Below are 24498 nucleotides of genomic sequence, written 5' to 3' on the forward strand. Positions count from 1 at the left end.
AGAAGACAATGAGCAACGCCCCCGCCACCCCCGCCCCCAGCACCCTCGCCGGTTCGCCGCGCGCCGCCGTTCAACCGACGTCCCGCGAGCGATTCCAGTCCCTGATGCGTACGGTCGGGATGCTGCCGGTGCTGATCCTGCTCGCCGCCGGCTTCGGCATCCTCGCCGAGGGCTTTTTCACCGCGCAGAACCTGTCGATCGTCGCGCAGCAGGCGTCGATCAACATCGTGCTCGCGGCCGGCATGACCTTCGTGATCCTCACCGCCGGCATCGACCTGTCGGTGGGGGCCATCCTCGCCGCGGCGGCGGTCGTTTCGGTGATGAGCTCGACGCTGCCCGGCGGAGGCATCCTGGGCATCGCCGCGGGCCTCGCCGTGGGCCTCGCGTTCGGCCTGGTGAATGGCAGCCTGGTCGCCTTCGCGAAGCTGCCGCCCTTTATCGTTACGCTGGGCGCGCTGACGGCAGTGCGCGGCATCGCACGCCTGCTGGGCAACGACCAGACGGTGTTCAACCCCGACCTGCCCTTCGCCTTCATCGGCAACGACAACCTGCTCGGCGTGCCTTGGCTGGTGTGGATCGCGGGCGCGGTGATCGCCGGTTCGTGGTTCATCCTGCGCCGCACGGTGCTGGGCCTGCACATCTATTCCGTCGGCAGCAACCCCGAGGCGGCACGCCTGTCGGGCATCAAGGTATGGAAGGTGCTGCTCTTCGTGTATGCGATGTCGGGCCTGCTCGCCGGCCTCGGCGCGGTGATGACCTCGGCGCGCCTGCTCGCCGCCAACGGCCTGCAGCTCGGCCAGTCCTACGAGCTGGACGCGATCGCCGCGGTGATCCTGGGCGGCACGAGCTTCGTCGGCGGCGTCGGCTCCATCCTCGGCACGCTGATCGGCGCGCTGATCATCGCGGTGCTGACCAACGGCCTGGTGCTGCTGGGCGTGTCGGACATCTGGCAATACATCATCAAGGGCCTCGTGATCATCGGCGCGGTGGCGCTCGACCGCTATCGCCAGAGCGGTGCGCGGACCTGATCGACACCATCCCCGCCCTTCCCGCTTTCCATCTCGCTGCGTCCCCGGAATCCGGTCCCGGGTCGCGGCTCAAAAAAGACCGGTTCAGGAGACAACCATGTTCATTCGCAATGCACTCGCCGCCGGCGTCGCGCTGGCCTGCGTCACCGGGGTCGCCCAGGCGCGCGAGATCAAGTCCGTCGGCGTCACCGTCGGCTCGCTCGGCAACCCCTTCTTCGTCACGATCGCCAAGGGCGCCGAGGCGAAGGTGAAGGAGATGTACCCGAACGCCAGGGTGATCACCGCGTCGGCCGACTACGACCTGAACAAGCAATTCACGCAGATCGACAACTTCATCTCCGCCGGCGTGGACCTGATCCTGCTCAACGCCGCCGACGCGAAAGCGATCGAACCCGCGGTGCGCAAGGCGCAGAAGGCCGGCATCGCCGTCGTCGGCGTCGACGTCGCCGCGGCAGGCGCGGACGCGACGGTGCAGACCGACAACGTGCAGGCCGGCCGCATCGCCTGCGAGCACATCGTCAAGCGCCTGAGCGGCAAGGGCAACGTGGTGATCCAGAACGGGCCGCAGGTGTCGGCGGTGATCGACCGCGTCAAGGGCTGCAAGGAAGTGTTCGCCGCCGCGCCCGGCATAAAGGTGCTCTCGGACGACCAGGACGGCAAGGGCTCGCGCGAAGGCGGCATGAACGTGATGCTCGGCCACCTGACCCGTTTCCCGAAGCTCGACGCGGTATTCACGATCAACGACCCGCAGGCCATCGGCACCGACCTCGCGGCCCGCCAGCTGAAGCGCAAGGGCATCGTGATCTCGTCGGTGGACGGCGCACCGGATATCGAGAACGCGCTGAAGACCGAAACCCAGGTCGAGGCCTCCGCGAGCCAGGATCCGTGGCTGATGGCGCAGCAGGCGGTGGTGATCGGCAACGACATCCTCAACGGCAAGAAGCCGGCGAGCCCGATGGTGCTGATCCCCTCGACGCTGGTCACGCGCGACAACGTGTCCGGCTACAAGGGCTGGTCGTCGCCGCGCTGAAGGCGTCCGCTCATTCCCCCACCCCCAACGAGACGGTTCAGATCATGTTCCTGGTATGCGGCGAAGCCCTGTTCGATGTCTTCATCGGCGATGAGACCGACAACGCCCTGCATCTCGACGCGCGCCCCGGCGGCTCACCTTTCAACGTCGCCATCGGGCTGGCGCGGCTCGGCCAGCCAGTGGCCTTCCTCAGCGGCCTCGCGAAGGACATGCTCGGCGACCGCCTCGCGCGGGTGCTTGCCCGCGAGGGCGTAGACACCGCGCCCTGCCTGCGATTCGATGCGCCGACAACGCTGGGCATGATCGAACTCGACGCGGCGGGCGTGCCGCACTACGCGTTCTACGGCAACGGCGCGGCCGACCGCCTGCTGTCGGCGGCCCAGCTGCCCGCGTTCGGCCCCGAGCTGCAGGCGATCCATCTCGGTTCGTACGCGACGGTGGTCGAGCCGGTCGCCACCGCGCTCGAAACGCTCGTGCGGCGCGAGCGCGATCGCCGCCTGATCGCCTACGATCCCAACGTGCGCCTCAACGTCGAGCCGTCGATCGAACGCTGGCGCGAGCGCGCCGACACGCTCGCAGGCCTCGCGCATCTGGTGAAGATCAGCGACGAGGACGTGCGCCTGCTCTACGGCGAGACGGACGAGGCGGCGCTCGCACAGCGCTGGCTCGCGGCAGGAGCGAAGCTGGTCGTCGTCACGCGCGGCGCGGACGGCGCGAGCGCGTGGAACGCGAACGGGCGCGCCGACGTGCCCGCCCCGCGCGTCACGACCGTCGACACGGTGGGCGCCGGCGACACCTTCCAGTCGTCGATGCTGACATACCTCGCCGAAACCGGCCGCCTGACCCCGGGCGCGCTCGCGGCAATGGAGGCGGACGAGCTCGCCCGCCTCCTCGCCTTCGCCGCCCGCGCCGCCGCGATCACCTGCTCGCGCCGCGGCGCGGACATGCCGCGGCGGGCCGAGATCGCGATGGAGTGACGACGCGGACGCCGATCCGCTACCCCGTCACCACGCGAAACGCGCCCCCAGCGTCGCATAGCGGGTCTCGGTCGCGCGGCCGAACGCGGGGTTGAAATCGAAGTCGGAGCGGCCGAGTTCGCCGTACAGCGTCACGAAGCGGTTCATGCCGTAGTAGAGGCCGGCCAAGGTGCCGCGCGCCTCATGTCCGCGTGTCGCGGCGGTGTCGTCGATGCGGGTTACGCCGTGGCTCAGTCGCAGCGTCGTCTTCGGCGTCACGCGCGCGGTCGCCTGCACCCACCAGCCCTTGCTTTCGCGCTCGCGGCCGACGGCATCGAGCGCGTCGTAGTCGAACATCAGCGCCGAACCCAGTCCCTTGCCCGAGAAGGCCGACGCGAAGAGGCCGAAGGCGCCGAGCTTGAGCTGCGCGCCACCCGACACACCGCGGCCGGTCACGCTGTCGCCCCCTACGCAACTCGCCCCGCCGGGCAAGCGGCAGTTCTGCGCACGCTGGTACACGCCGTCCGCATACACCGTGTAGCTGCCGCCCGAGAACGCCCCGTCCCAAGCCACCTCGCCCTCGACTCGGGGCTGCGTGGTCTTGCTCGCGAGGCCAGCCGAGGGCAGGAACACGTTGCCCATCTGGCTCGGGTCGTACAGGCCGGCCGAGAACTTCAGCGGATTTGCGCGCGGGCTGTCGTAGCGCAGGCCGCTGTTGAAGTTCGCGTAGAGATAGCCCGAGTGCAGCGAACCGGCGCCGAGCGCCCCGCCGCCGTTGGCGTTGTCGTAGGCGAAGAAACCGCCGGCGAGCACCGATTCGTCGGCGAGGATGGGCCGCCCCTGAAAGATGCTGTAGTGCTTGCCGATCGTGACCTGGCCGAAGTCGCCTTCGAAACGCGCCCAGATCTCGCGCGGGTCGATGGACTTCGACGCGGTGTCGGCGACGTTGCCGCGGTTCTTGAAGTTGCCCTCGCCCGAATGCGGGTTCACGCGCAGCCCGAGGCGGCTCGACATGCGCACGCCGTCCGTTTCCGGCACCCCGAAGTTGAAGCCGATCATGTTCGGCGAGTCACCCGAGGTGATGCGGAAGGCATCGTTGGCATCGGCATCGCCGTTGGTCGAGCTGGCGTTGAGAATCACCCAGCCATCGACGCCGAAGCGGTAGCCATCCTTGTTGTAGACCTCGATCTCGGCCTGCGCGGAACAGGCCAGCAACAGCCCGCACGCGGTGGCGGCGAGGCGGATCGGATTCATGGTCGTGTGCATCGTGTCGTCTCCTTTGGTATGGGATCGGCGGGGGAAGCGTCTCCTCCCTGTCCCCCGCCGTGATCGCGACGTGCCACGCAAAGCCCATTAACCCGGCAAACAATTTCCGTTCGGGCTGAGCCTGTCGAAGCCCAGTTACCGCAAGCGCCCTTCGACACGCTCAGGGCGAACGGTATTGCCTGCTTCACTGCCGGGTTGATGTCCACGTAGCGCCGCTGGGACTGTGCATAGCAACGGCGGTGCCATGCGGCGGAGACACGGCGCCGCGACATATACCCAAGTCATTTCAATGCATCTGCATCCCATGAACGGCGGGTTGTTTAGTCAATGAACGCCCCCCGCGCCCCGACGGCCGGGCGCCCCGTCGGGCCGTGCGACAGAAGCCCGGACATGCGACAGCGACGTCGCAGCGATGCGACACCTGTAACACCCCGAGCGACGCCACTGCGACAGTGTCGCGAGGCCCGCGCCGACTCGATAACGCCACCGCAGTACACGCAACATCCACACACAATCAGTCACTTGCACGAACAATGACGAATGTCTTTTGGATTTTCTGCAGACTGGCACCCCTCTTGCGATAAGCCCTGCACACAGCCGCCGGATCGCCCGGCACCAGATCGGGCCAACGGCGGCGATGGCACCCCACCAATCGACGAGGAGGTATGCAGCGATGGACGCGACAGCCGGGCAACTGCTGTGGATGTACGAAAAGATGATCGAGATCCGGGAGTACGAGGAGACCATGGCCCGGGTCTATCTGGAGGGCAAGCTCCCGCCGAAGATCCAGAAGGGCCTCGCCTTCGACATCGGCGCGGGACCCGTGCCAGGCGAGATGCACCTCGCGGCGGGCCAGGAGCCGGTCGCGGTGGGCGTGTGCGCGCATCTGCGCCAGGACGACACCGTGGTCGGCGCGCACCGCCCGCACCACTTCGCGATCGCGAAGGGCGTCGACCTCGACGCGATGACCGCCGAGATGTTCGGCAAGGACACGGGGCTGGGCCGCGGCAAGGGCGGCCACATGCACCTCTTCGACCCGGCGGTGAAGTTCTCCTGCGGCGGCATCGTCGGCGCCGGCGCGCCGCAGGCCTGCGGGGCCGCGCTGGCGGCGAAGAAGCTCGGCCGGGATTCCGTCGCGGTGGCCTTCTTCGGTGAAGGCGCGGCCAACCAGGGCGCCTTCCACGAGGCGCTGAACCTCGCCGCGCTGTGGAAGCTGCCGGTCGTCTTCGTCGTCGAGGACAACAAGTACGGCATCTCGGTCGAGAAGTCCGCCTCGACGGCGATCGCCTCCAACGCCGACCGCGCCGCCGGCTACGGCATGCCCGGCGTGCTGGTCGAGCGCAACGACGCGCTGGCGGTGTTCAAGGCCGCCGGCATGGCCGTCGCGCGGGCGCGCCGCGGCGAGGGCCCGACCCTGATCGAGGTGAAGACCGACCGCTACTTCGGCCACTTCCAGGGCGACCCGGAGACCTACCGCCCGAAGGGCGAGGCGAAGGAATTGCGCCAGCACGACCCCATCCCCGCGCTCGGCACACTGGTGCGCGACCTCGGGCTGCTGGATGCGAGCTCGGATGCGAGCTTGCGGGAACGCCTCGCCGCACGCGTGCAGGCCGCCTACGACTTCGGCCGCAACAGCCCCTACCCGCGGCCCGAGGACGCGCTGCTGCACGTCTTCGCCGAATGAAACCGGGCAACGAACAAGACAAGGAGACCACGATGACCACTGCAACCCCAGCCAAGGCGCGCACGCTGACGATGGCGCAGGCGATTTCCGAAGCCACCGCACAGGAGATGGAGCGCGATCCGCGCGTCTTCGTGATGGGAGAGGACGTCGGCAAGTACGGCGGCATTTTCAGCGCGACCACCGGCCTGCTCGACAAGTTCGGCCCGGATCGCGTGATGGACACGCCGATCTCGGAGACCGGCTTCATGGGCGCCGCGCTCGGCGCCGCCGCCGAGGGCCTGCGGCCGATCTCGGAGCTGATGTTCGTCGACTTCTTCGGCGTGTGCTTCGACCAGATCTACAACCACATCGCCAAGAACCACTACATGTCGGGCGGCGCCTGCAAATACCCGCTGGTGATCACGACCGGCATCGGCGGCGGCTACAACGACGCCGCGCAGCACTCGCAGTGCCTGTACTCGATCTTCGCCCATGTGCCCGGTCTGAAGGTGGTCGTGCCGTCGAATGCCTACGACGCCAAGGGCCTGATGACGACCGCGATCCGCGACGACAACCCGGTGGTCTTCCTCTACCACAAGGGCATCATGGGGCTGTCGTGGATGTCCTACTTCGAAGGCAGCACCAACGAGGTTCCCGAGGAGCCCTACGCGCTCCCCTTCGGCGAGGCGCGCGTGGTGCGCGAGGGCAGCGACGTCACGATCGTGACGCTGTCGCAGATGGTGCAGAAGTCGCTCGTCGCTGCGGAAGAACTGGCCGCGGAGGGCATCTCGGCCGAGATCGTGGACCTGCGCACGCTGGTGCCGCTCGACCGCGCCACCGTGCTGAAGTCGGTCGCGAAGACCGGGCGGCTCCTCGTCGCCGACGAGGACTACCTGAGCTACGGCCTCTCCGGCGAGATCGCCGCGCTGGTCGCCGAGCACCTCGACACCGTCCGCCTCAAGGCCCCCGTGCGCCGCCTCGCGGTGCCCGACGTGCCCATCCCCTTCAGCCGCCCGCTCGAACAGTTCGCCATCCCGCAGGTGGACAACCTAGTCGCCAGCGTGCGCGGCCTCATGAACGCCAAAGTTTATTGACCCAGGAGACAGACATGATCGACATCATCCTCGACGACGCCGTGTGGGCCGACGTCGACGAAGGCACCGAAGCCCTGCTGCAAGAGTGGCAGGTCAAGGCCGGCGACACGGTCGAAGCCGGCCAGATGCTCGCGGTGGCCGAGCTCGTGAAGACCAGCCACGAGATCTTCGCCCCCGCCGCCGGCCGCATCGCGGCGATCCAGGTGTCCGAGCAGGAGACCTTCGGCCGTGGCGCGGTGATCGCGCAGCTGGAGAGCTGAGCGATGAGCGCGACAGCCTCGCTCGCGCCCGCGCCGGCCCCCGTCACCTCGGCAGCCGAACGCCGCACCGTGCCGCTCAGCGGCCTGCGCGGCGCGATCGCCCGCAACATGACGCAGGGCTGGCAGGTGCCGCGCGTCGCGCACGAAGTCGACGTCGACCTGAGCCGCGTCGAGGCGCTGCGTGCCGAGCGCGCGGCGGCGGGCGAAAAGCTCAGCGTCAACGCCTTCGTCCTACGCGCGGTGGCGCTCGCGCTGCGCGCCCATCCGCGGCTCAACGCGCTGATGCGCGAGAAGGAGGTCGAGCTCGTCGAGGACATCAACCTCGGCGTCGCGGTCGCCCTCGACGACGGGCTGATGGTGCCGGTGATCCGCAACGCCGACACGAAGTCCGCCGCCGGGCTCGCCGACGAAACACGCCGTCTCGCCGAGGGCGCGCGTGCCGGCGCGCTCACCGGCGGCGCCTACCAGCGCGGCACCTTCACGGTGACCAACCTTGGCGCGGCCGGCATCGACCGCTTCAGCCCGATCATCAACCCGCCGCAGGTCGCAATCCTCGGCGTCGGCCGCACCGCGCTGCGCGCCGTCGTCCGGGACGGTGCCATCGTCGCCGCGCCGGTCGCGACGCTGACGCTGGTGTTCGACCATCGCGCGGTCGACGGCCAGCCGGCGGCACTCTTCCTCGGCGAGATCGCGCGCCGCCTGGAACACGCGGAGTTCGACTGATGCCGGCCGCCGCCCTCGCCTCTCTCGCGCCCCTCGCCACACCGGCGCCGCTCGGCGCCCCGGCGCTGACGCTGGCGCGCCCCTCCGCCGAGCAGGCGTGGAACGCGCGCCAGCTCGCCGCGCCGGTCAGCGCGCCGCGCGTACGGGTGTGGAGCTACCCCGCGCCCGGCGTCGTGTTCGGCTGCGCGCAGGCGGCGCTGCACGACGAGGCGGTGCGGGCGGCGCACACCGACTGCGAGCTCGTACAGCGGCGCGCGGGCGGCGGCGCGGTGCTCGTCGGCCCGTGGATGCTGTCTTCGTCCATCGTGCTGCCGCCCGGACACCGCCTGCTCGGCGGCGGCACGGTGTCGAGCTACCGCTGGCTGGGCGTGCTGCATGCGGGCCTGCTGCGCGACTTCGGCGTGCCGGCGCACGCGCTACCGCCCGACGAAATCGTGCGCCAGCCGGCCGACCCGGCCCTCGCGTGGGCCTGCTTCGGCGGCCTGTCGCCGTGGGAGGTCGTCGCCGACGGACGCAAGATCGTCGGCCTCGCGCAGCTGCGCGGGCGCCACGGCGTGCTGCTCACCACCGGCACCCTGCTCCACCACCCCGACTGGGCGCTGCTTTGCCGCGCGCTCGGCCGCCCGCCCGACGACGCCGCCCGCCTCGCCGCGGTCACGACCTCTTGCGCCGAACAGCTCGGCACCGGCATCCATATCGAAACCCTCGCCGAAGCGCTGCAACAGATGCTCACCGACGTGCTCGGCGAACTCGAAGAAGCGGCCTAGCCCCTTCCACACCACACCAAGGAGACCAACATGGACAACAAGATCCCACCCACCTCGATGCGCGTGCTCGGCAAGACCGTCACGCTCAGCCGCCGCGGCTTCCTCAAGGGCAGCGGCCTCACCGCGCTGGGCATCGGCGCGCTCTCCACGGGCACGCTGATGACCCCCGCGCGCCACGCGCTCGCCGCGGACTTCGCCAACCTCGGCGCGGACGTCGGCAAGACGCTGCTCGTGCTGGCGCGCGACATTTTCCCGCACGACAAGATCTCCGACCGCTACTACATGCTCGCGATCGAGCCTTACGACGCCAGATGCGCGACCGACGCGGCGCTGCGCACGCTGATCACCGAAGGCGTCGCCGGGCTCGACCGCCTCGCGCGCACCCGCCACGACAAACCCTACGCCGAAGTGCCGACCGAGGCCGAGCGCGTGGCGCTGCTCTACACGATCGAGCACGGCGCCTTCTTCCAGAAGATCAAGGGCGACATGGTGACCGGCTTCTACAACAACAAGGCCGTGTGGCCCTTCTTCGGCGAGGAAGGCTCGGCCTGGGAAAAGGGCGGCTACGTCAATCGCGGTTTCGACGACATCGACTGGCTCGCCAAGGCCTGACGCGCATAACAAGAGACGAGGAGACACACATGGACAAGAAATTCGCACTCGACGACGACAGCGTCGTCGTCATCATCGGCTCGGGCGCGGGCGGCGGCACGCTCGCCGACGAGCTCACGCGCCAAGGCGTGGACGTCGTGATCCTGGAAGCCGGCAAGCACCACACGCAGGAGGATTTCGAGAACGACGAGTGGGCGATGTTCTCGAAGATCTCGTGGCTCGACAAGCGCATCTCCGCGGGCGGCTGGCACCACACCCAGACCTACCCGAACCTGCCGGCCTGGATCGTGAAGGGCGTCGGCGGCTCGACGATGCACTGGTCGGGCGTCGCCCTGCGCTTCACGCCGCACGAGTTCCGCATCAAGAGCACCTACGGCGAGATCGCCGGCGCCAACCTGCTCGACTGGCCGGTCAGCTACGCGGAGCTGGAACCCTATTACGAGCGCGCCGAACGCAAGATGGGCGTGGCCGGCACCAAGGCGAGCGGCCTGCCGCCGATGCCGCCGAGCAACCACACCAAGGTCATCGAGGCCGGCGCGCGCAAGCTCGGCTACAAGGAGATCGTGCGTCCGGTCGCGTCGAACACCCAGCCCTACGACGGCCGCCCCGCCTGTCAGCAGATCGGCTTCTGCATGCAGGGCTGCAAGGTCGGCGCGAAGTGGTCGACGCTGTATTCCGAGATCCCGCGCGCGATGAAGACCGGCCACGCCGAGCTGCGCCCGCAGAGCATGGTGCTGCGCATCGAGCACGACAAGCGCGGCCGCGCGAGCGGCGTCCTGTATGCCGACAAGGACGGCCGCCAGCACCTGCAGAAGGCCCGCGTCGTGTGCGTCGCCGGCAACTCGATCGAATCGCCGCGCCTGCTGCTGAACTCCGCCTCCAGCCTGTTCCCGAACGGACTCGCGAACTCCTCCGGCCAGGTCGGCAGGAACTACATGAACCACACGACGGCCGCGGCGCTCACGATCAACAAGGGCCCCGTCTACATGTACCGCGGCTTCGACATCGCGACGGTGATCTCCGACGAGGTCGCGAACCGCCCCGAGCGCGGCTTCGTCGGCGGCTACCACCTCGAAGGACTGGCCCTGCACCTGCCCTTCACCGCCGCCTTCATGAAGCCCGGCGGCTGGGGGCGCGAAGTCACCTCGGCGCTCGAGCAGTACGATCACATGAGCTGCGTGTGGGTGTGCGGCGAGGATTTGCCGCAGGAAGAAAACGGCATCACGCTGCACCCGACCGAGCGCGACCAGCACGGCCTGCCGATCCCCATCGTCACCAAGACCGACCACACCAACGACGCCGCGATGCGCCGCCACGGCCTCGTCCAGTGGCGCAAGCTCTCCGAGGCTGTCGGCGCCACCCGCGTGATCGACATGCCGCCCTACCCGGCGAGCCACAACATGGGCACCAACCGCATGAGCGCCAAGCCGCGCGACGGCGTGCTCAACAAGTGGGGCCAGACCCACGACGTGAAGAACCTGTTCGTCTCCGACGGCAGCCAGTTCACGTCGAGCGGCGCCGCCAACCCGACCCTGACCATCGTCGCGCTGGCGATCCGCCAGGCCGAGTACATCGCCGGCGCGATGAAGCGGCGCGAGTTGTGAGGCGCGGCCGCTGACGCTTTGCCTGCCTGTTCTCCCTCCTTCAGGCAAGTTCGCGGGCGGCGCGGCGATCGCGCCCCCGCATTTTTCTTGAGCCGGCGAGCAGGCGTGGATTAATCTGCGAGTAACGCACACAGAGACCGCCCGACGGTCCGCGCGCGGGAAAACCGCCGGCCCCGGCGCAGCCCGCTCCGCAGGAGGAGACCAGATGCTGGCGCAAATCCAGCGCGACCACATCGACCATGTGCTCGCCGTATCACACTCGGACAACCCGGCCACCGATCCCATCCACCGCTCGTGGGTACGCTGCGTGCACGACTACGGCCTCGACCCGAGCCGCCCGACGCGCGCGCATATCGTCGAGCAGGCGCAGCTGCGCGAGCACAAGGACCAGATCGAGAAATTCCTCGGCGTCGCCCGCACCGGCATGGAGCAGCTCTACAAGCGCATGGCCGCGATCGGCTACGTGCTGCTCCTCACCGACGCGCACGGCATCGCGGTCGACTTCATCGGCAACGACGCGTGGGCGAGCGAGCTCAAGCAGTCCGGCCTCTACCTCGGCGCGGACTGGAGCGAGGAACGCGCCGGCACCTGCGCCGTGGGCACCTGCATCGTCGAGCAGACGCCGATCACCTGCCACCACACCGACCACTTCGACGCCTCGCACATCTCGCTGACCTGCAACAGCGCGCCGCTGTTCGACCCGACCGGCGGGCTGCTGGGCGTGCTCGACGTCTCCGCGCTGATCTCGCCCGCCTCGCGCGACAGCCAGCACCTCGCGCTCCAGCTGGCGACGATGTATGCGCAGATGGTCGAGGACGCGAACTTCCTGCGCTATTTCCGCGACCGCTGGGTGTTGCGGCTGAACTCGGCGTGGACGATGGTGGATGTCTCCGGCGAGATCATGCTCGCCTTCGATGCCGACGGCGTCATCGTCGGCGCCAACAACGGCGCCCGCCGCAACCTGCATCCACTCCAGGAAACCACCGGCGCGGACACGCGGCTCGTCGGGCGCCCGCTCGGTGAAGTGTTCCGCGAAGGCATCGACGCGATCTGGCGTATCGCCCGCGCGGGTTTCGTCTCGGACCGCACCGCGCTGTCGACTGCCGGCGGCGAGGTCTATTACGGCGCCGTGCTGCCGCCCCGCGTCGCCCCGCGCACCGCCGTGGCGCACGCGCCGGTCGAGCAGCCCGTTCCCGCCGCGCTCAAACGCCTTGCGGGCGACGACCCGCAGATGCAGCGCCTCATCGGCCAGGCGACGCGCCTGGTGAACCGCCCCGTGAACATCCTGATCCACGGCGAGACGGGCACCGGCAAGGAAGTGCTCGCCAAGGCCCTGCACGAATCGAGCAGCCGCACCGCCGCGACCTTCGTCGCGGTCAACTGCGCGGCGATTCCGGAATCGCTGATCGAAAGCGAGCTATTCGGCTACACGCCCGGCAGTTTCACCGGCGGCCGCAGCAAGGGCATGCGCGGCCTGATCCAGCAGTCCTCGGGCGGCACCCTGTTCCTCGACGAAATCGGCGACATGCCGCTGCAGCTGCAGACACGGCTGCTGCGCGTGCTGGCCGAACGCGAGGTGCTGCCGCTCGGCGCGGACAAGCCGGTGCCGGTCGACCTGCGCGTGGTCGCCGCCTCGCACCGCGACCTGCGCAAGCTCATCGCCGAGGGCCGCTTCCGCGAGGACCTCTACTACCGCCTGTGCGGCGCGATCCTTTACCTGCCCGCCCTGCGCGAGCGCCGCGACCGCGACTACCTGATCGACCAGCTCCTCGCCGTCGAAGGCGCCGAGCTCGGCACGAACGCGGCGCTCACCCCGCCGGCGCGCGCCGTGCTGCACGACTACGCGTGGCCTGGCAACGTCCGCCAGCTGCGCAACGTGCTGCGCTTCGCGCTGGCCGTGTGCGACGGCGAATCGATCACGCCGGACGACCTGCCGGCCGAACTGATGGCCGCCGCCGGCCTCGACGCGGAGGAAACACCACCGGCGCCCGTGGCCGCGAGCGGCGGTTCCGAAGCCGCGCAGCTCGAATCGGCCCTGCGCCGACACCGCTGGAACGTCACCGCAGCCGCAGCCGAACTAGGCATCTGCCGCGCCACCGTCTACCGCCAGATGAAGCGCCACGGCATCGTCCCGCCCAACCAGGCGTGAGCCTGACGCGGCGCGCGCCGGTCACTGCGCGCGCCCTCGTTCGGGCGTGCGATCTTCAGGCAGTGCGCAGCTGTTCGCACACCCGATCGACGATCCCTTCATCGATCATGTGCCCCACCTCGGGGAACAGGTTCATATCCACCTGCGCGCCCATCGACGCCAGCCGGTCGGCGGCCGCGATGCTGTAGCGCGGGTCGATCACCGAGTCGTCCTTGCCGTGGAGCAGAAGCACCGCCGCCGCGGGCCGCAGCTTCGGCGGCTGCGCGAAACGTCCGGCGATGGCGATCACCTGCGAAGCGAGCCGGTCGGTGATCTGGGTGGATTCGAGGGCCATGATCGCGCCCTGCGAAAAGCCGATCAGCGTGGTCGCGTCCGGCCCGACGCCGGCCTGCCTCTGCCATTCCCGCACGGTATCGACGAACTGCGGCATTGCGGCGGCGACGCGATCGAGGCGACTTTCCTCGGTGACGCCACGCACCGAAAACCACTGCCAGCCGATGCCGAAATCGCAGGGTTCTGGCGAGCGCACGCTCACGACCCACGCAGTGGGGTCGGTTCGGGCGATGGCGTCGGCGAGCGGCAGGAGGTTCTGCGGCGTCGCGCCGACGCCGTGGAACAGCAGCACCAGCCGCCGCGCGGCGGCCGGTTTCTGGACGAGGACGGTATCGTCGTTCATGTTCGTTTCCAGGGTCATCGACGGGAAGGAATCAGCGCTTTTCGTCCGATGGCGCCAGCACGGCGTCGAAGGACGCCCGGCCCGCGCCGCTGAACACCAGCGAAATCGAGACGGCGAGCAGCGCAAGACCGAATTCGTAGCCGTTGTTCTTCATGAATAGTCCATTGGCCGCATGCACGCTGAAGATCGCGACCAGCATCGCGAAGGCCAGCACGGCCGACGCGGGACGCACGAGCAGGCCCACGATCAGGGCGAGGCCGCCGAAGAATTCCGCACCGCCCGCCAGCAGGGCCATCAGTTGCCCCGGCGCCAGGCCGATCGAGTCCAACCACTGCGCCGTACCCTGCAGCCCGTAGCCGCCGAACCAGCCGAAAAGCTTCTGCGCGCCGTGCGCTGCGAAGATGATGCCAACCGGAATGCGCAATGCCAGAGGACCCCAGCCGGCTTTGGTGGCGAGAAGGCGATCGACGATACCGTTGCTCATGTTCATTCTCCATTGATTTGGGTCGAGGCTGGCCGGATGTCTTCGTACCGGATGCTGACCATGGAGCGGACTGTACGCGGCCAGACCGTTGAGTTAAACAGCGCGAATTGCGAATTTCAGTTCCCATTTTCGCAACAATTCTCATGCACGCCCGCGGTCCGCGATGTATCCGTTTGCATTTGCAATGCACGCGCTTTGTTCCCGTTTGGGCAACAGTCATGCACCTTCGTTGCTGTTTATCTTCCACGACGCTTCCAATACTTTCTCGTCCATAGGGCAAGACCCACAACAGAGAGAGAAAGAACATGCTTGTGAATGGCAAATGGGCGGGAAAATGGCAGCCCGTGCAGAAGAGCGACCCCGACGGGCGCTTCATCCGGCAGCATTCGGGCTTCCGCGACCGGATCGGCCCGGACAGCGCGAAGGGCTTCGCTGCCGAAGCGGGGCGCTACCAGCTCTACATCGCCTACATCTGCCCATGGGCTTCGCGGACGCTGATCGCGCTGCACCTGAAGGGCCTGGCGAACGCGATCGACGTGTGTGCGGTCGACCCGCGCCTGGGCGATCAGGGCTGGGCCTTCACGGGGCGCGACGACAGCGACCTCGATCGTGCCAATGGCGCGAACTACATGCACGAGATCTATACCCTAGCCGACCCGACGCACACCGGCCGCGCGACCGTACCTGTGCTGTGGGACAAGAAGACGCGCACGATCGTCAATAACGAGTCTTCGGACATCGTCCGTATCTTCAACAGCGATTTCGGCGCACTTGCGACCGGAAACGTCGACCTTCGTCCGGCCGAACTGGAAGCGGAGATCGACGCGGTGAACGAGCGCCTGTACATGGGCTTCAACAACGGCGTGTATCGGGCCGGTTTCGCCGGCACCCAGAAGGCCTACGAGGAAGCGGTCGCAGACGTGTTCGCGACGCTGGACTGGATGGAGGAACGTCTGGCGCAGGCGGAATGGCTGGTCGGCGACCGGCTCACCGAAACCGACATCCGCGCCTTCGTGACGCTGGTGCGTTTCGAGCTCGCCTACTACAGCCTGTTCAAGTGCAACCTGCGGCCGCTCGCGGCCTACCCGGCGGTTCGTGCCTACCTCGTGCGCCTGCTGGCGATTCCGGCCTTCGCTGCGAGCGTGCGTCCGGACCACATCAAGGCGGGCTATTACTCGATCAAGGCGCTCAACCCCTCGGGCATCGTTCCCGTCGGCCCCGAACTCGACTACCTGGAACCGCTGCGCGCCGCCCGTGGCGATCACCCCGTCCAGGCCGCGGCGTAAGCGCCGTATCACGGGGAGCCGCCGGCCGAGGCGGCGGCTCCGCACACAGAGTCTTACAAAGCTATCGGGCGCGGCGGTGCACGGTGCTTGCGAGCCATGCGTTGACCACTCACAAGGAGGTCAATCATGGCTCGCTCATTCACCAAATTCATCATCGCATTCCTCGTTGCCGGCCTGCTCGGCGGTTGTGTCGTGCTGCCTGTGGGCTACGACGACCATCATCACCGCTACTGGGGCGACCGTTACGACGGCGGCTACCGCTACTGGGGCGACCGCGACGGCCACTGGCGCTATCGCGACCGTCGCTGATGCCTTCAACTTTCACCCGCAACAAGGCGGCGTGACGTGGCCGGATCGCGGAACACCAGCGGCACGTTCCGACCGGCCCCCGACTCGACGCGGGCCAGCGCCTCGACCACCAGCCCGTGTGCCGGCGACTTGTCGCACACGGGGTCGGCCGCCGCGGGGTCGCCCGCCAGCATGTAAGCCTGGCAGCGGCATCCGCCAAGGTCCTTTTCCTTGTCGGGACAGGTCCGGCACGGCTCCTTCATCCACCCGTCGCCGCGGTAGCGGTTGAAGCCCTCCGATTCGTACCAGATCTCCCGCACACCCATCTCGCGCACGTTGGGAAATGCCAGTCCGGGCAGCATTTTCGCCGTGTGGCAGGGCAGCGCGGTGCCGTCCGGCGTAACGGTGAGGAAGACGTTGCCCCAGCCGTTCATGCACTTCTTGGGCCGCGTCTCGTAATAGTCGGGTACGACGAAGAAGATGCGGATGCGGTCGCCGTACTTCTCGCGGTATTCGTTGGTCACGCGCTCCGCGCGTTCGAGCTGCTCACGGGTCGGCAGCAGCTGGTCGCGGTTCAGCAGCGCCCACGAGTAGTACTGGCTGTTCGCAAGCTCCAGGTATTCCGCACCGAGTTCGACCGCCATCTCGATGATGCGGTCGATGTAGTCGATGTTCAGGCGATGGATCACGCAGTTCATCACCATCGGCCAGCCGTTGTCCTTGATCAGCGCCGCGACGCGCTGCTTGAGGTCGAAGGTGCGGGTGTGCGACAGGAAGTCGTTGAGTTCGCGCGTCGAATCCTGGAAGGAGAGCTGGATGTGGTCGAGGCCGGCGGCCTTCAGCGCCGCGGCGCGCTCCTCGGTGAGGCCGACACCGGAAGTCAGGAGATTGGTGTAGAAGCCCAGCCGGTGCGCCTCGGCGACGAGCACCTCGAGGTCGTCGCGCAGCATCGGCTCGCCGCCCGAGAAGCCGCACTGCACGCTGCCGGCGGCGCGCGCCTCGCGCAGCACCCGCAGCCAGTCGTCGGTCGAGAGCTCGGGCCCGCTCGTCGCGAAATCGACCGGGTTGTAGCAGAAGGCGCAATGCAGCGGGCAGCGGTAGGTGAGCTCCGCCAGCAACCACAGCGGCGGGCCGGGCTGGGCCGGAATGCTTGCAGCGGACATCGCGAGTCCCCCTACCTTTCGATCCATTGCTGGGCGCGCGCGAGTTCGAGGAACTTCGCGACGTCGTCCGCGAGCCCGCTCGCCCCGAACGCCTGCTCCAGATCCGCGACGATCGCCGGCACCGTGCGGCTGCCGTCGCAGCGGCGCATGATCTCGCCCGCGCTCTGGTTGAGCTTCACCATCCCCTCGGGGTACAGCAGTACCCAGGCACTCTGCGCCTCCTCCCACTGCAGGCGGAAGCGGCGCGACACGCGCGGACAGGCATCGGCGGCGACCGCGGCGCTCATGACTTCGGCCCCCTGATTTCCATCTCGCACTGGCTCAGCATGATCGCGTCGGCGAGCGCCCACAGCACGTCGAGCTTGAACTGCAGGATCTCCAGTGCCCGCTCCTGCAAGGCACGCGAGCGGCTGAAGTAGTCGAGCGTGAAGCGCAGGCCGTGGGCGACGTCGCGCCGCGCCTGCGTGAGGCGGTTGCGGAAGTACTGCAGGCCCGCGGTGTCGACCCACGGGTACTGCTGCGGCCAGGTGTCGATGCGCTGCTGGTGGATATGCGGCGCGAAGAGTTCGGTCAGGCTCGACGCGATCGCCTCCTGCCACGGCCGCTGGCGCGCGAAATTGACGTAGGCGTCCACCGCGAAGCGCGCTGCCGGCACCACAAAGCGCAGCGAGGTGACGTCGTCGCGCGTGAGGCCCACCGCCTCGCCGAGGCGGATCCACGCTTCGATGCCGCCGGGGTCCTTGATGCCACCAATCTCGTAGCCATCGTGATCGAGGATGCGCTGGATCCACTCGCGGCGGATCTCGCGGTCGGGACAGTTCGACATGATCGCGGCGTCCTTCACCGGAATCGCGATCTGGTAGTAGAAGCGGTTGGCGACCCAGCCCTGCAGCTGCGCGCGCGTGAGCTTCCCCTCGGCCATCATCACGTGAAAGGGGTGATGGATGTGGTAGCTCGTGCTCTTGCCGCGCAGGCGGGCCTCGAATTCCTCGCGGCTCAGCGGCGGCGCATCGCCCGGACAGGCTTGCAGGGCCCGCGCGGCAGCATCCTCGATCGCGACGTCGAAATCCATCTTGCTCACTCCTTGCCGTGTTGTGCCAGCCGTCCGCGGACGGGACAGGCGCTCAGAACGACAGCTCCATGCCGTCGTAGGCCACCTCGATGCCGTGCGCCGCGAGTTGCGCGCGTTCGGCGCTGTCCTCGTCGAGGATAGGGTTGGTGTTGTTGATGTGGATCAGCACCTTGCGTGTGCTCGTGGGCAGGCGGTCGAGCCATTCGAGCATGCCGCCGGCGCCCGACTGCGGCAGGTGGCCCATCGCGCGCGAGGTCTTCTGCGAGGCGCCCAGGCGGATCATCTCGTCGTCGGTCCACAAGGTGCCATCGACGAGCACGCAGTCGGCCATCTGCATCGTCGCCCACACGTGCGGCTCCATCTCGCCCAGGCCGGGCGCGTAGAACACCCGCCGCCCGCTCCGGGCATCGACCAGCGTCACGCCGATGTTGTCGCCGGGCCGCGGACGGTCGCGGTGCGGCGAATACGGTGGCGCGTTGCTCGTGAGCGGCAGCGCCTCGAATCCGACGCCGGGCACGCCGTGCATCGCGAAGGCGCCGAAAAGCGGCACCTCCCTCCAGTCGAGGCCGCAGTAATGCGACAGGACGTTGAAAAGCGGATTGCCGGCGGAGAGGTCTTCCCTCACCGCGGCGGTGCACCACAGCTGATGCGCAGCGCGGTGCTCGCGCAACATCATCAGGCCGGTCGTGTGGTCGATCTGCGCGTCGATCAACACGATGGCGCGGATCGCCGTGTCGCGCAGCGCGCGCGCCGGCTGCAACGCGGGAAAGCTGCGGATCTGCTGCAGCACATCGGGCGAGGCGTTGAACAGCACCCAGTTCTCGTCGTCGCCGCTCACCGCGATGGACGACTGCGTGCGAGCCGTCGCGCGCACCGTTCCACGTCGCACGCCGTCGCAGTTGCGGCAGTTGCAGTTCCACTGCGGGAATCCGCCGCCCGCCGCCGAACCGAGCACCCTGATCTTCACACCTTCACCTCCTCATGCGGCGGCACGAACCCGCACGCGCGGGCCATGCCGGGGACGCTCAGCGCGCCGCGATGTACATCGTGATTTCGAAGCCGAAGCGGAAATCGCAAGCCGAGGGGGTTTCCCATTTCATGATGTGTCTCCTGTGTCGTTGGTCGAGGTTCGGGGAAGCGACCGCGGCGTTGTTGCCCGGCCGAAGCACAGGATGCTCCACCTCCCTGCCGTGACGAATCCAAAAAGTGGGGAATTTCACCTAGCGATTTTCATGAGATGCATGGCGCCCCTCTGGCGCGAGCTCGGCACACAGCTTTTACGCGGCGACGAATATTTCGAGCTCCGCCTGCCGCGCGATCGGTGCAGACCGGCGCGTTTCAGGACATCCTGGGCGACGGCGGCATCGAAGAGTCGTTTGCCGGGATGGTCGAGCCGGCGGCGTTGCTCGAAGCCATCGACCCGAAGGACCGGCCCTGCAGCGATCCCTGGAACGGGCCAGGCGCATTCACGGCCAGCGTCCCAAAAACAGGCACCGGCAGCAGCGCTATGCGTTGCTGAAAAGAATTTGCTTCACGGGATCGATCGGCCCCAAGTCATGCCACGCTCCCTGAACCGCTCCTCCAATGATGCCTGTGCCGAGGCACTGGCGATCACATTCAACGACCCAGTGCCTGCGGAGAACGAGGGCGCAATAGCGGTAGTTGACCGAGTGCTCGGGACAACCAACAGCGGTGGCAAGGAGACGGCAGCCACATCTTTCACCGTGCGCGCGCGTAACCAGATTCGGAACGTCTTGCATGAGCATGTGGTCTTTATTACAAGCACGTAACCGGACGGTCTGGTGCACAACCTTTCAGAGCGAACTTATCGCCACCTTAGTCGCACTGCATTTCAACGCAACCATCCGTCTCAATTGCTCCTCTTCGGAAACGAACAGCTCAATCGCCTCAGGATCGAACTGGCTACCGCTCATGTGCAATATCTCCGATTTCGCCGCATCGAACGACAAACCCCGGCGGTAGGGGCGATCGGATGTCATCGCATCCAGCGTGTCGATGACGCCAAACAGACGGGCGCCGAACGGAATTTCATGGCCGCACAGACCGCGCGGATAGCCGGTGCCGTCAAAGCGCTCCTCGTGGCAAAGGACGATGGCGGCGGCGTCCGCCATGCCGGGGAGGCGGCTGACGATCCGATAGCCCTCGTCGGTATGCCGGCGCATCAGCGCCCAGTCGTCGGCGCTCAGGGGACCCTGCTTGAGGAGGACACGATCCGGGACGCCGATCTTGCCGATGTCGTGCAGCAAGGCCCCCCAATAGATCTGCCGCAGCCTGGATTCGTCAGCGATACAGCGCTTCGCCATGACGAGTGTATGGCATGCGACACGACGCGAGTGCTGGCCGGTTTCGTGCTCACGCAGGTCCAGCACATCGACAAGCGTTTCGGCGAAGTTCGCGTAGGCATCCTGCTCGCCCTCGCGGGCGGCGCACTGCTTGTCGAGAAAGCAAGGTTCGCACAGCCGCTCTCCGTTTTCCTGTACCGGCAGGGGCGCCGCAACGGTCTGCCCACAGCAATCGCAGCGGCGCGGGCCTGCTGCTATCTGGTCGACCGTCTCTTTACTGCCGTGATCGCTCGCGTCATGAGGCTGCATCTAGCGTACCCGATACTCGAAGAGGGCCTCGACAGAGATGCAAGGGGCCGAAGTGCGGATTGCTGCGCAGCCCAAGGTGCGCCAGTCGCGCGGTGGGCGAGGTTTGAAGAAGCTCGCGGCGAAGAAGATGAAGACCGCGGAGTTGATCGCGACGAGCGGCCACAGGCCATAAGCGGTGTCGGATTCGCTCATTTCCCGTCTCCCGCGTCGCGATCGCGCTCCTGCCCGTGATGCGCGCCAGGTCGAATGATCGTGCGATTGCATGATGCGTTCCCCCTCGGAAACCAGATTAACGATAGGCCGCGGGGACCAACGGCAGACTGACGTCGCCATTACATTGCTGTCATGTTCCGACAGTGGCGGTCGAATCTGACATTCGAATGACACAAACGTAATGCCATGGTCATCCTGGTGTTTAGTGAAACCTCCTAACATGAGCACGTGGTCGCTCACGAATGAGCGCTCAACACCGCACATTTCTGCGGCGTCAAATCTCATAGGAGTCAATCATGTTGACGAAAATTGCCAGCGCTACCGCCGCCATCCTGATCGCCACCACGGCGTTTGCCGTTGATCAGGGCAAGGTTGAAAAGTCGTACGAGTTGAAGGACGGCTCGACCGTATACGTCTTCAAGGACGGCAAAATGGCCATGGAGAACAAGGCTGGCCAAGTGGTTTCCATGAAGGATGGACATGCGATGGAAACCAAGGACGGAAAGCAGATCATGATGAAGGGGAACGAGATCTGGCGGCTCGATAGCGTGCTCCACCGCGAACATCAGACGAACTGAAGCCGAGCGTTCGCCGGGAGAATAGGGCGAATCGGCCCGTCTGCCGTACGGCAGACGGGCCGATTCGCTTTCTATGGGCGCGCGACACACGATTCGCTAGTATTCCGCACATGCCCGTTACCGTGCCGCCCGCGAGGACCCCCTGTCCGTTGCCATTCCCCACCATCGAGCCGTGGCAATCCGGCTGGCTCGAGACCGGTGACGGCCATGCGCTCCATCACGAGCAGTGCGGCAATCCGCAAGGCCTGCCGGTGTTGATCCTGCATGGCGGACCGGGGAGCGGCTGCTCGCCACGCATGCGACAGCTGTTCGACCCCGCGCGCTTCCGCATCGTGCTCTTCGACCAGCGCGGCTGCGGACGCAGCACGCCGCGCGGGGAATGCGCGCACAACACGACCGTCGATCTCGTCGCCGACATCGAACGCCTGCGCAGGCATCTGGGAGTGGAACGCTGGCTGGTCACGGGCGGCTCATGGGGCGCGGCGCTCGCCGTCGCCTATGCCGCGGCGCATCGCGAAGCCTGCGTCGGCGCGATCCTGCGCGGCATCTTCCTGACGGGGCCTGCGGATCTGGAATGGTTCTTCGTCGGCGCAGGCGAGTTGTTCCCGCAAGCGTGGCAGGCGCTGGACGAGGCAGCCACCGGCGACCGGCGTCGTGCCCTCCCCGATCGCCTGTTCGACGCTGTGCTGGGTCATGATGCGATCGTCGCTACCGAAGCGGTGCGCCGCTGGATGCAGTGGGAGGCGACGCTGGACGGAGGCTCCCCTGCCCCGCTGCCGGAGTTTCCGGACGCAGGGACGCAGACGGCACTGCTGGCGAAATATCGGGTGCAGGCGCACTACCTGCGCCACCGATGTTTCCTCGGCGAGACGCATCTCCTCGAACTCGCCGCGACGCTAGGCTCCCTGCCCGTGGCGATCCTGCACGGCGAGAAGGATCTCGTCTGCCGGGTCGACAATGCCCGGCGCCTGCATCGCGCCGTGGCGGGCAGCCAGCTGCGGATCGTCGCGGAGGCCGGGCACAATCCTTTCGCGCCATCCATGCTGCAGGCGCTGGCCGAGGCGGCGGCGCCCTTCAGCGACTAAAGAGATCCACGGGGCGACGCGGCGCCGGAGGGGCATGGCGGGAAACCGAGGGGGCTGATCTGATTCGTAGGGCGGGAGCAGCGCAGCGTATCCCGCCAATCCAGCCGCCGGAATTTGCCCGACCGCCGCGTGGCGGGATGCGCCTTCGGCTCCTCCCGCCCTACACCATCGTGCGAACGCCGCGACCGAATCCGCGCCTCCCGCCCGTTCGAACCCGCGGGCTCAACCTGCCGCGCGCACCGCGGCGATCAGCCCTGCCGTCGATGCGTCGTGCTCGCCGCGAGCCCCGCCCGCAAGCTCGCCGGCGATGCGGGTGGCGATCTGCTTGCCCAGTTCGACGCCCCACTGGTCGAAGGCGTTGACGCCCCAGATCACGCTCTGCACGAAGACCTTATGCTCGTAGAGGGCGATCAGCGCGCCTAGCGAGCGCGGCGACAGGTCGGGCAGCAGCAGCGTGTTGCTCGGGCGGTTGCCGGGGAACACACGGTGCGGTACCAAGGCTTCCAGCGCATCGCCCGACAGGCCGCCGGCGGTGAGTTCGGCACGTACCTCGTCGGCGGTCTTGCCGACCATCAGCGCCTTGCTCTGCGAGATGCAGTTCGCCAGCAGCAGGCGGTGGTGTTCGGCCAGCGCGTGACTCGCCCTGAGCGGTGCGATGAAGTCGACCGGAATCAGGTCCGTGCCCTGGTGCAGCAACTGGAAGAAGGCGTGCTGGCCGTTGGTGCCGGGTTCGCCCCAGATCACCGGGCAGGTCGCGGTTTCGACCGGCTGGCCGTCGCGCGTCACGGACTTGCCGTTGCTCTCCATCTCGAGCTGCTGCAGGTAGGCCGGCACGCGCGCGAGCGCCTGTGCATACGGCGCGATCGAGATGCTCGCCGAACCGAAGAAGCCGCGGTACCACACACCCAGCAGGCCCAGCACGACCGGCATGTTCTGTTCCAGCGGCGCCTCGGCGAAGTGGCGGTCCATCGCGTGCGCACCGTCGAGCAGCGCCTCGAAGTTGCCGCGGCCGACGTAGAGCGCGACCGGCAGGCCCACGGCCGACCACATCGAGTAGCGCCCGCCGACCCAGTCCCAGAAGCCGAACATGTTGGCGGTGTCGATGCCGAAGGCGGCGACGCGCTCGGCGTTGGTCGACACGGCGACGAAGTGCTTCGCGATGTCGGCTTCGGTGCCGCCGTTGGCGAGGAACCACGCACGCGCGGTGGCGGCGTTGGTCATCGTCTCGACGGTCGTGAAGGTCTTGGACGCGATGATGAACAGCGTGCGCGCAGGCTTCACCTTCGCCAGCACGCCGGCGAGGTGGTCGCCGTCGATGTTGGAGACGAAGTGCATCGTCAGGCGTTCGTGGCCGCAGGCGGCTAGCGCCTGGCACGCCATCGCGGGGCCGAGGTCGGAGCCGCCGATGCCGATATTGACGATGTCGGTGATGGTTTCGCGCGTGAAACCGCGCCAGCGGCCGGCGCGCACGCCTTCGGCGAAGTCGCCCATGCGTGCGAGGACGTCACGCACTGCGGGCATCACGTCGTGGCCGTCGAGTTCGACCGGCGCATCGCTGCGGTTGCGCAGCGCGACGTGCAGCACGGCGCGGTCTTCGGTGGTGTTGATGCGTTTCCCGGAGAACATCGCGGCACGCGCCGCTTCGAGGCCGCGGTCGCGCGCGAGCGCGGTGAGCAGGGCCAGCGTGCGCGGCACGATGCGGTTCTTCGAGTAGTCGAGGAAGAGGTCGGCCGCGCGCAGCGAGAAGCGCTCGAAGCGGCCTTCATCCGCAGCGAAGAGGTCGCGCAGGTGGCGCTCGCCGAGTTCGTCGCGATGCGCGGCAAGCGCACGCCAGGCGGGGGAATTCGTCAGGGGCATGGTCTCCCGCCGGGCCGCCCCAAGGGAGGCCT

27 protein-coding genes are annotated in these 24498 nt (G+C 67.7%); 16 read left to right on the forward strand and 11 right to left on the reverse strand.

What is annotated here, in order from left to right; translation table 11 throughout:
• Positions 1–8: 8 nt before the first annotated feature.
• The 3 genes from F464_RS0116975 to F464_RS0116985 all read left to right on the forward strand — a co-directional run bounded on the left by F464_RS0116975 (position 9) and on the right by F464_RS0116985 (position 3035).
• Positions 9–1028 carry an ABC transporter permease subunit gene (locus F464_RS0116975; RefSeq protein WP_018991036.1) on the forward strand — a complete coding sequence of 340 codons (1020 nt, stop codon included), beginning with the start codon at positions 9–11 and terminating at the stop codon, positions 1026–1028.
• A 97-nt stretch (positions 1029–1125) separates the two neighbouring features.
• Positions 1126–2058, forward strand: a complete 933-nt coding sequence (locus tag F464_RS0116980; RefSeq protein WP_018991037.1) for an ABC transporter substrate-binding protein — start codon at positions 1126–1128, stop codon at positions 2056–2058.
• Positions 2059–2102: 44 nt separating this feature from the next.
• Complete coding sequence (locus F464_RS0116985) at positions 2103–3035, forward strand: carbohydrate kinase family protein (RefSeq protein ID WP_018991038.1); 933 nt, start codon at positions 2103–2105, stop codon at positions 3033–3035.
• 27 nt (positions 3036–3062) lie between these two features.
• Here F464_RS0116985 and F464_RS0116990 read toward each other — a convergent pair whose 3' ends face one another.
• Positions 3063–4280, reverse strand: a complete 1218-nt coding sequence (locus tag F464_RS0116990; protein ID WP_018991039.1) for a porin — start codon at positions 4278–4280, stop codon at positions 3063–3065.
• Positions 4281–4953: 673 nt separating this feature from the next.
• On the opposite strand from F464_RS0116990, the gene F464_RS0116995 reads away from it, so the two are divergent.
• From F464_RS0116995 to F464_RS0117030, 8 genes are all read left to right on the forward strand, one after another.
• The gene (locus tag F464_RS0116995) at positions 4954–5964 is read left to right on the forward strand and encodes a thiamine pyrophosphate-dependent dehydrogenase E1 component subunit alpha (RefSeq protein WP_018991040.1); all 1011 of its coding nucleotides are present in this window, start codon (positions 4954–4956) and stop codon (positions 5962–5964) included.
• 32 nt (positions 5965–5996) lie between these two features.
• The gene (locus F464_RS0117000) at positions 5997–7037 is read left to right on the forward strand and encodes an alpha-ketoacid dehydrogenase subunit beta (protein ID WP_026296090.1); all 1041 of its coding nucleotides are present in this window, start codon (positions 5997–5999) and stop codon (positions 7035–7037) included.
• A gap of 14 nt (positions 7038–7051) precedes the next feature.
• Positions 7052–7297: a lipoyl domain-containing protein gene (locus F464_RS0117005; RefSeq protein ID WP_018991042.1), complete on the forward strand. Its 246-nt coding sequence runs from the start codon at positions 7052–7054 to the stop codon at positions 7295–7297.
• Positions 7298–7300: 3 nt separating this feature from the next.
• Positions 7301–8020: a dihydrolipoamide acetyltransferase family protein gene (locus tag F464_RS0117010; RefSeq protein ID WP_018991043.1), complete on the forward strand. Its 720-nt coding sequence runs from the start codon at positions 7301–7303 to the stop codon at positions 8018–8020.
• Positions 8020–8787, forward strand: a complete 768-nt coding sequence (locus F464_RS0117015; protein ID WP_018991044.1) for a lipoate--protein ligase family protein — start codon at positions 8020–8022, stop codon at positions 8785–8787. The genes F464_RS0117010 and F464_RS0117015 overlap by 1 nt, the downstream gene beginning before the upstream one ends.
• Positions 8788–8817: 30 nt before the next feature.
• Positions 8818–9399, forward strand: a complete 582-nt coding sequence (locus tag F464_RS0117020; RefSeq protein ID WP_018991045.1) for a gluconate 2-dehydrogenase subunit 3 family protein — start codon at positions 8818–8820, stop codon at positions 9397–9399.
• Positions 9400–9428: 29 nt separating this feature from the next.
• Positions 9429–11003: a GMC family oxidoreductase gene (locus F464_RS0117025; RefSeq protein WP_018991046.1), complete on the forward strand. Its 1575-nt coding sequence runs from the start codon at positions 9429–9431 to the stop codon at positions 11001–11003.
• Between the two features lie 205 nt (positions 11004–11208).
• The gene (locus F464_RS0117030; protein ID WP_018991047.1) at positions 11209–13152 is read left to right on the forward strand and encodes a sigma-54-dependent Fis family transcriptional regulator; all 1944 of its coding nucleotides are present in this window, start codon (positions 11209–11211) and stop codon (positions 13150–13152) included.
• A gap of 55 nt (positions 13153–13207) precedes the next feature.
• Here the strand turns inward: F464_RS0117030 and ypfH are convergent, their stop codons facing one another.
• Together ypfH and F464_RS0117040 are read right to left on the reverse strand one after the other, a co-directional pair.
• Positions 13208–13828, reverse strand: a complete 621-nt coding sequence (ypfH, locus tag F464_RS0117035; RefSeq protein WP_026296092.1) for an esterase — start codon at positions 13826–13828, stop codon at positions 13208–13210.
• A gap of 31 nt (positions 13829–13859) precedes the next feature.
• On the reverse strand, positions 13860–14312 hold the full coding sequence (locus tag F464_RS0117040; protein ID WP_018991049.1) for a DoxX family protein: 453 nt from the start codon (positions 14310–14312) through the stop codon (positions 13860–13862).
• Positions 14313–14656: 344 nt separating this feature from the next.
• Between F464_RS0117040 and F464_RS0117045 the strand changes: the two genes are divergently transcribed.
• Positions 14657–15598 carry a glutathione S-transferase family protein gene (locus tag F464_RS0117045; protein WP_018991050.1) on the forward strand — a complete coding sequence of 314 codons (942 nt, stop codon included), beginning with the start codon at positions 14657–14659 and terminating at the stop codon, positions 15596–15598.
• Between the two features lie 126 nt (positions 15599–15724).
• A complete protein-coding gene (locus tag F464_RS28860) occupies positions 15725–15907 on the forward strand; it encodes a hypothetical protein (protein ID WP_018991051.1) in 183 nt (60 codons plus the stop codon).
• Between the two features lie 5 nt (positions 15908–15912).
• Here the strand turns inward: F464_RS28860 and pqqE are convergent, their stop codons facing one another.
• From pqqE to pqqA, 5 genes are read right to left on the reverse strand one after another with little or no spacing between them, the layout of a single operon-like run.
• Entirely contained in the window at positions 15913–17049 is a 1137-nt protein-coding gene (gene pqqE / locus F464_RS0117055) for a pyrroloquinoline quinone biosynthesis protein PqqE (protein ID WP_018991052.1), read from the reverse strand.
• A gap of 11 nt (positions 17050–17060) precedes the next feature.
• A complete protein-coding gene (gene pqqD, locus F464_RS0117060) occupies positions 17061–17336 on the reverse strand; it encodes a pyrroloquinoline quinone biosynthesis peptide chaperone PqqD (protein ID WP_018991053.1) in 276 nt (91 codons plus the stop codon).
• Positions 17333–18121 carry a pyrroloquinoline-quinone synthase PqqC gene (pqqC, locus tag F464_RS0117065; protein ID WP_018991054.1) on the reverse strand — a complete coding sequence of 263 codons (789 nt, stop codon included), beginning with the start codon at positions 18119–18121 and terminating at the stop codon, positions 17333–17335. Before pqqC ends, pqqD begins: the two co-directional genes overlap by 4 nt.
• A 52-nt stretch (positions 18122–18173) precedes the next feature.
• Positions 18174–19088 (reverse strand): pyrroloquinoline quinone biosynthesis protein PqqB, encoded by a 915-nt coding sequence (gene pqqB, locus F464_RS0117070; RefSeq protein ID WP_018991055.1) that lies wholly within the window; start codon positions 19086–19088, stop codon positions 18174–18176.
• Positions 19089–19146: 58 nt separating this feature from the next.
• Positions 19147–19221 carry a pyrroloquinoline quinone precursor peptide PqqA gene (gene pqqA, locus F464_RS32070; protein ID WP_040395423.1) on the reverse strand — a complete coding sequence of 25 codons (75 nt, stop codon included), beginning with the start codon at positions 19219–19221 and terminating at the stop codon, positions 19147–19149.
• 221 nt (positions 19222–19442) lie between these two features.
• Between pqqA and F464_RS0117080 the strand changes: the two genes are divergently transcribed.
• Positions 19443–19640, forward strand: coding sequence for a hypothetical protein (locus tag F464_RS0117080; RefSeq protein ID WP_018991057.1), 198 nt, complete (start codon positions 19443–19445; stop codon positions 19638–19640).
• Positions 19641–19935: 295 nt separating this feature from the next.
• Here F464_RS0117080 and F464_RS0117085 read toward each other — a convergent pair whose 3' ends face one another.
• Together F464_RS0117085 and F464_RS32075 are read right to left on the reverse strand one after the other, a co-directional pair.
• Entirely contained in the window at positions 19936–20733 is a 798-nt protein-coding gene (locus F464_RS0117085) for an HD-GYP domain-containing protein (protein ID WP_018991058.1), read from the reverse strand.
• The gene (locus tag F464_RS32075; protein ID WP_018991059.1) at positions 20734–20925 is read right to left on the reverse strand and encodes a hypothetical protein; all 192 of its coding nucleotides are present in this window, start codon (positions 20923–20925) and stop codon (positions 20734–20736) included. It abuts the gene before it with no gap.
• A gap of 317 nt (positions 20926–21242) precedes the next feature.
• Between F464_RS32075 and copK the strand changes: the two genes are divergently transcribed.
• Together copK and pip are read left to right on the forward strand one after the other, a co-directional pair.
• Positions 21243–21524: a periplasmic Cu(I)/Cu(II)-binding protein CopK gene (gene copK, locus F464_RS0117095; RefSeq protein ID WP_018991060.1), complete on the forward strand. Its 282-nt coding sequence runs from the start codon at positions 21243–21245 to the stop codon at positions 21522–21524.
• Positions 21525–21673: 149 nt separating this feature from the next.
• Positions 21674–22609 carry a prolyl aminopeptidase gene (pip, locus tag F464_RS0117100; protein WP_018991061.1) on the forward strand — a complete coding sequence of 312 codons (936 nt, stop codon included), beginning with the start codon at positions 21674–21676 and terminating at the stop codon, positions 22607–22609.
• Positions 22610–22831: 222 nt separating this feature from the next.
• Here the strand turns inward: pip and pgi are convergent, their stop codons facing one another.
• Positions 22832–24466 carry a glucose-6-phosphate isomerase gene (gene pgi / locus F464_RS0117105; protein WP_018991062.1) on the reverse strand — a complete coding sequence of 545 codons (1635 nt, stop codon included), beginning with the start codon at positions 24464–24466 and terminating at the stop codon, positions 22832–22834.
• Positions 24467–24498: the final 32 nt, after the last annotated feature.

Origin of the sequence: Aromatoleum toluclasticum ATCC 700605 (assembly GCF_000378245.1) — a bacterium.
Lineage (GTDB): Bacteria > Pseudomonadota > Gammaproteobacteria > Burkholderiales > Rhodocyclaceae > Aromatoleum > Aromatoleum toluclasticum.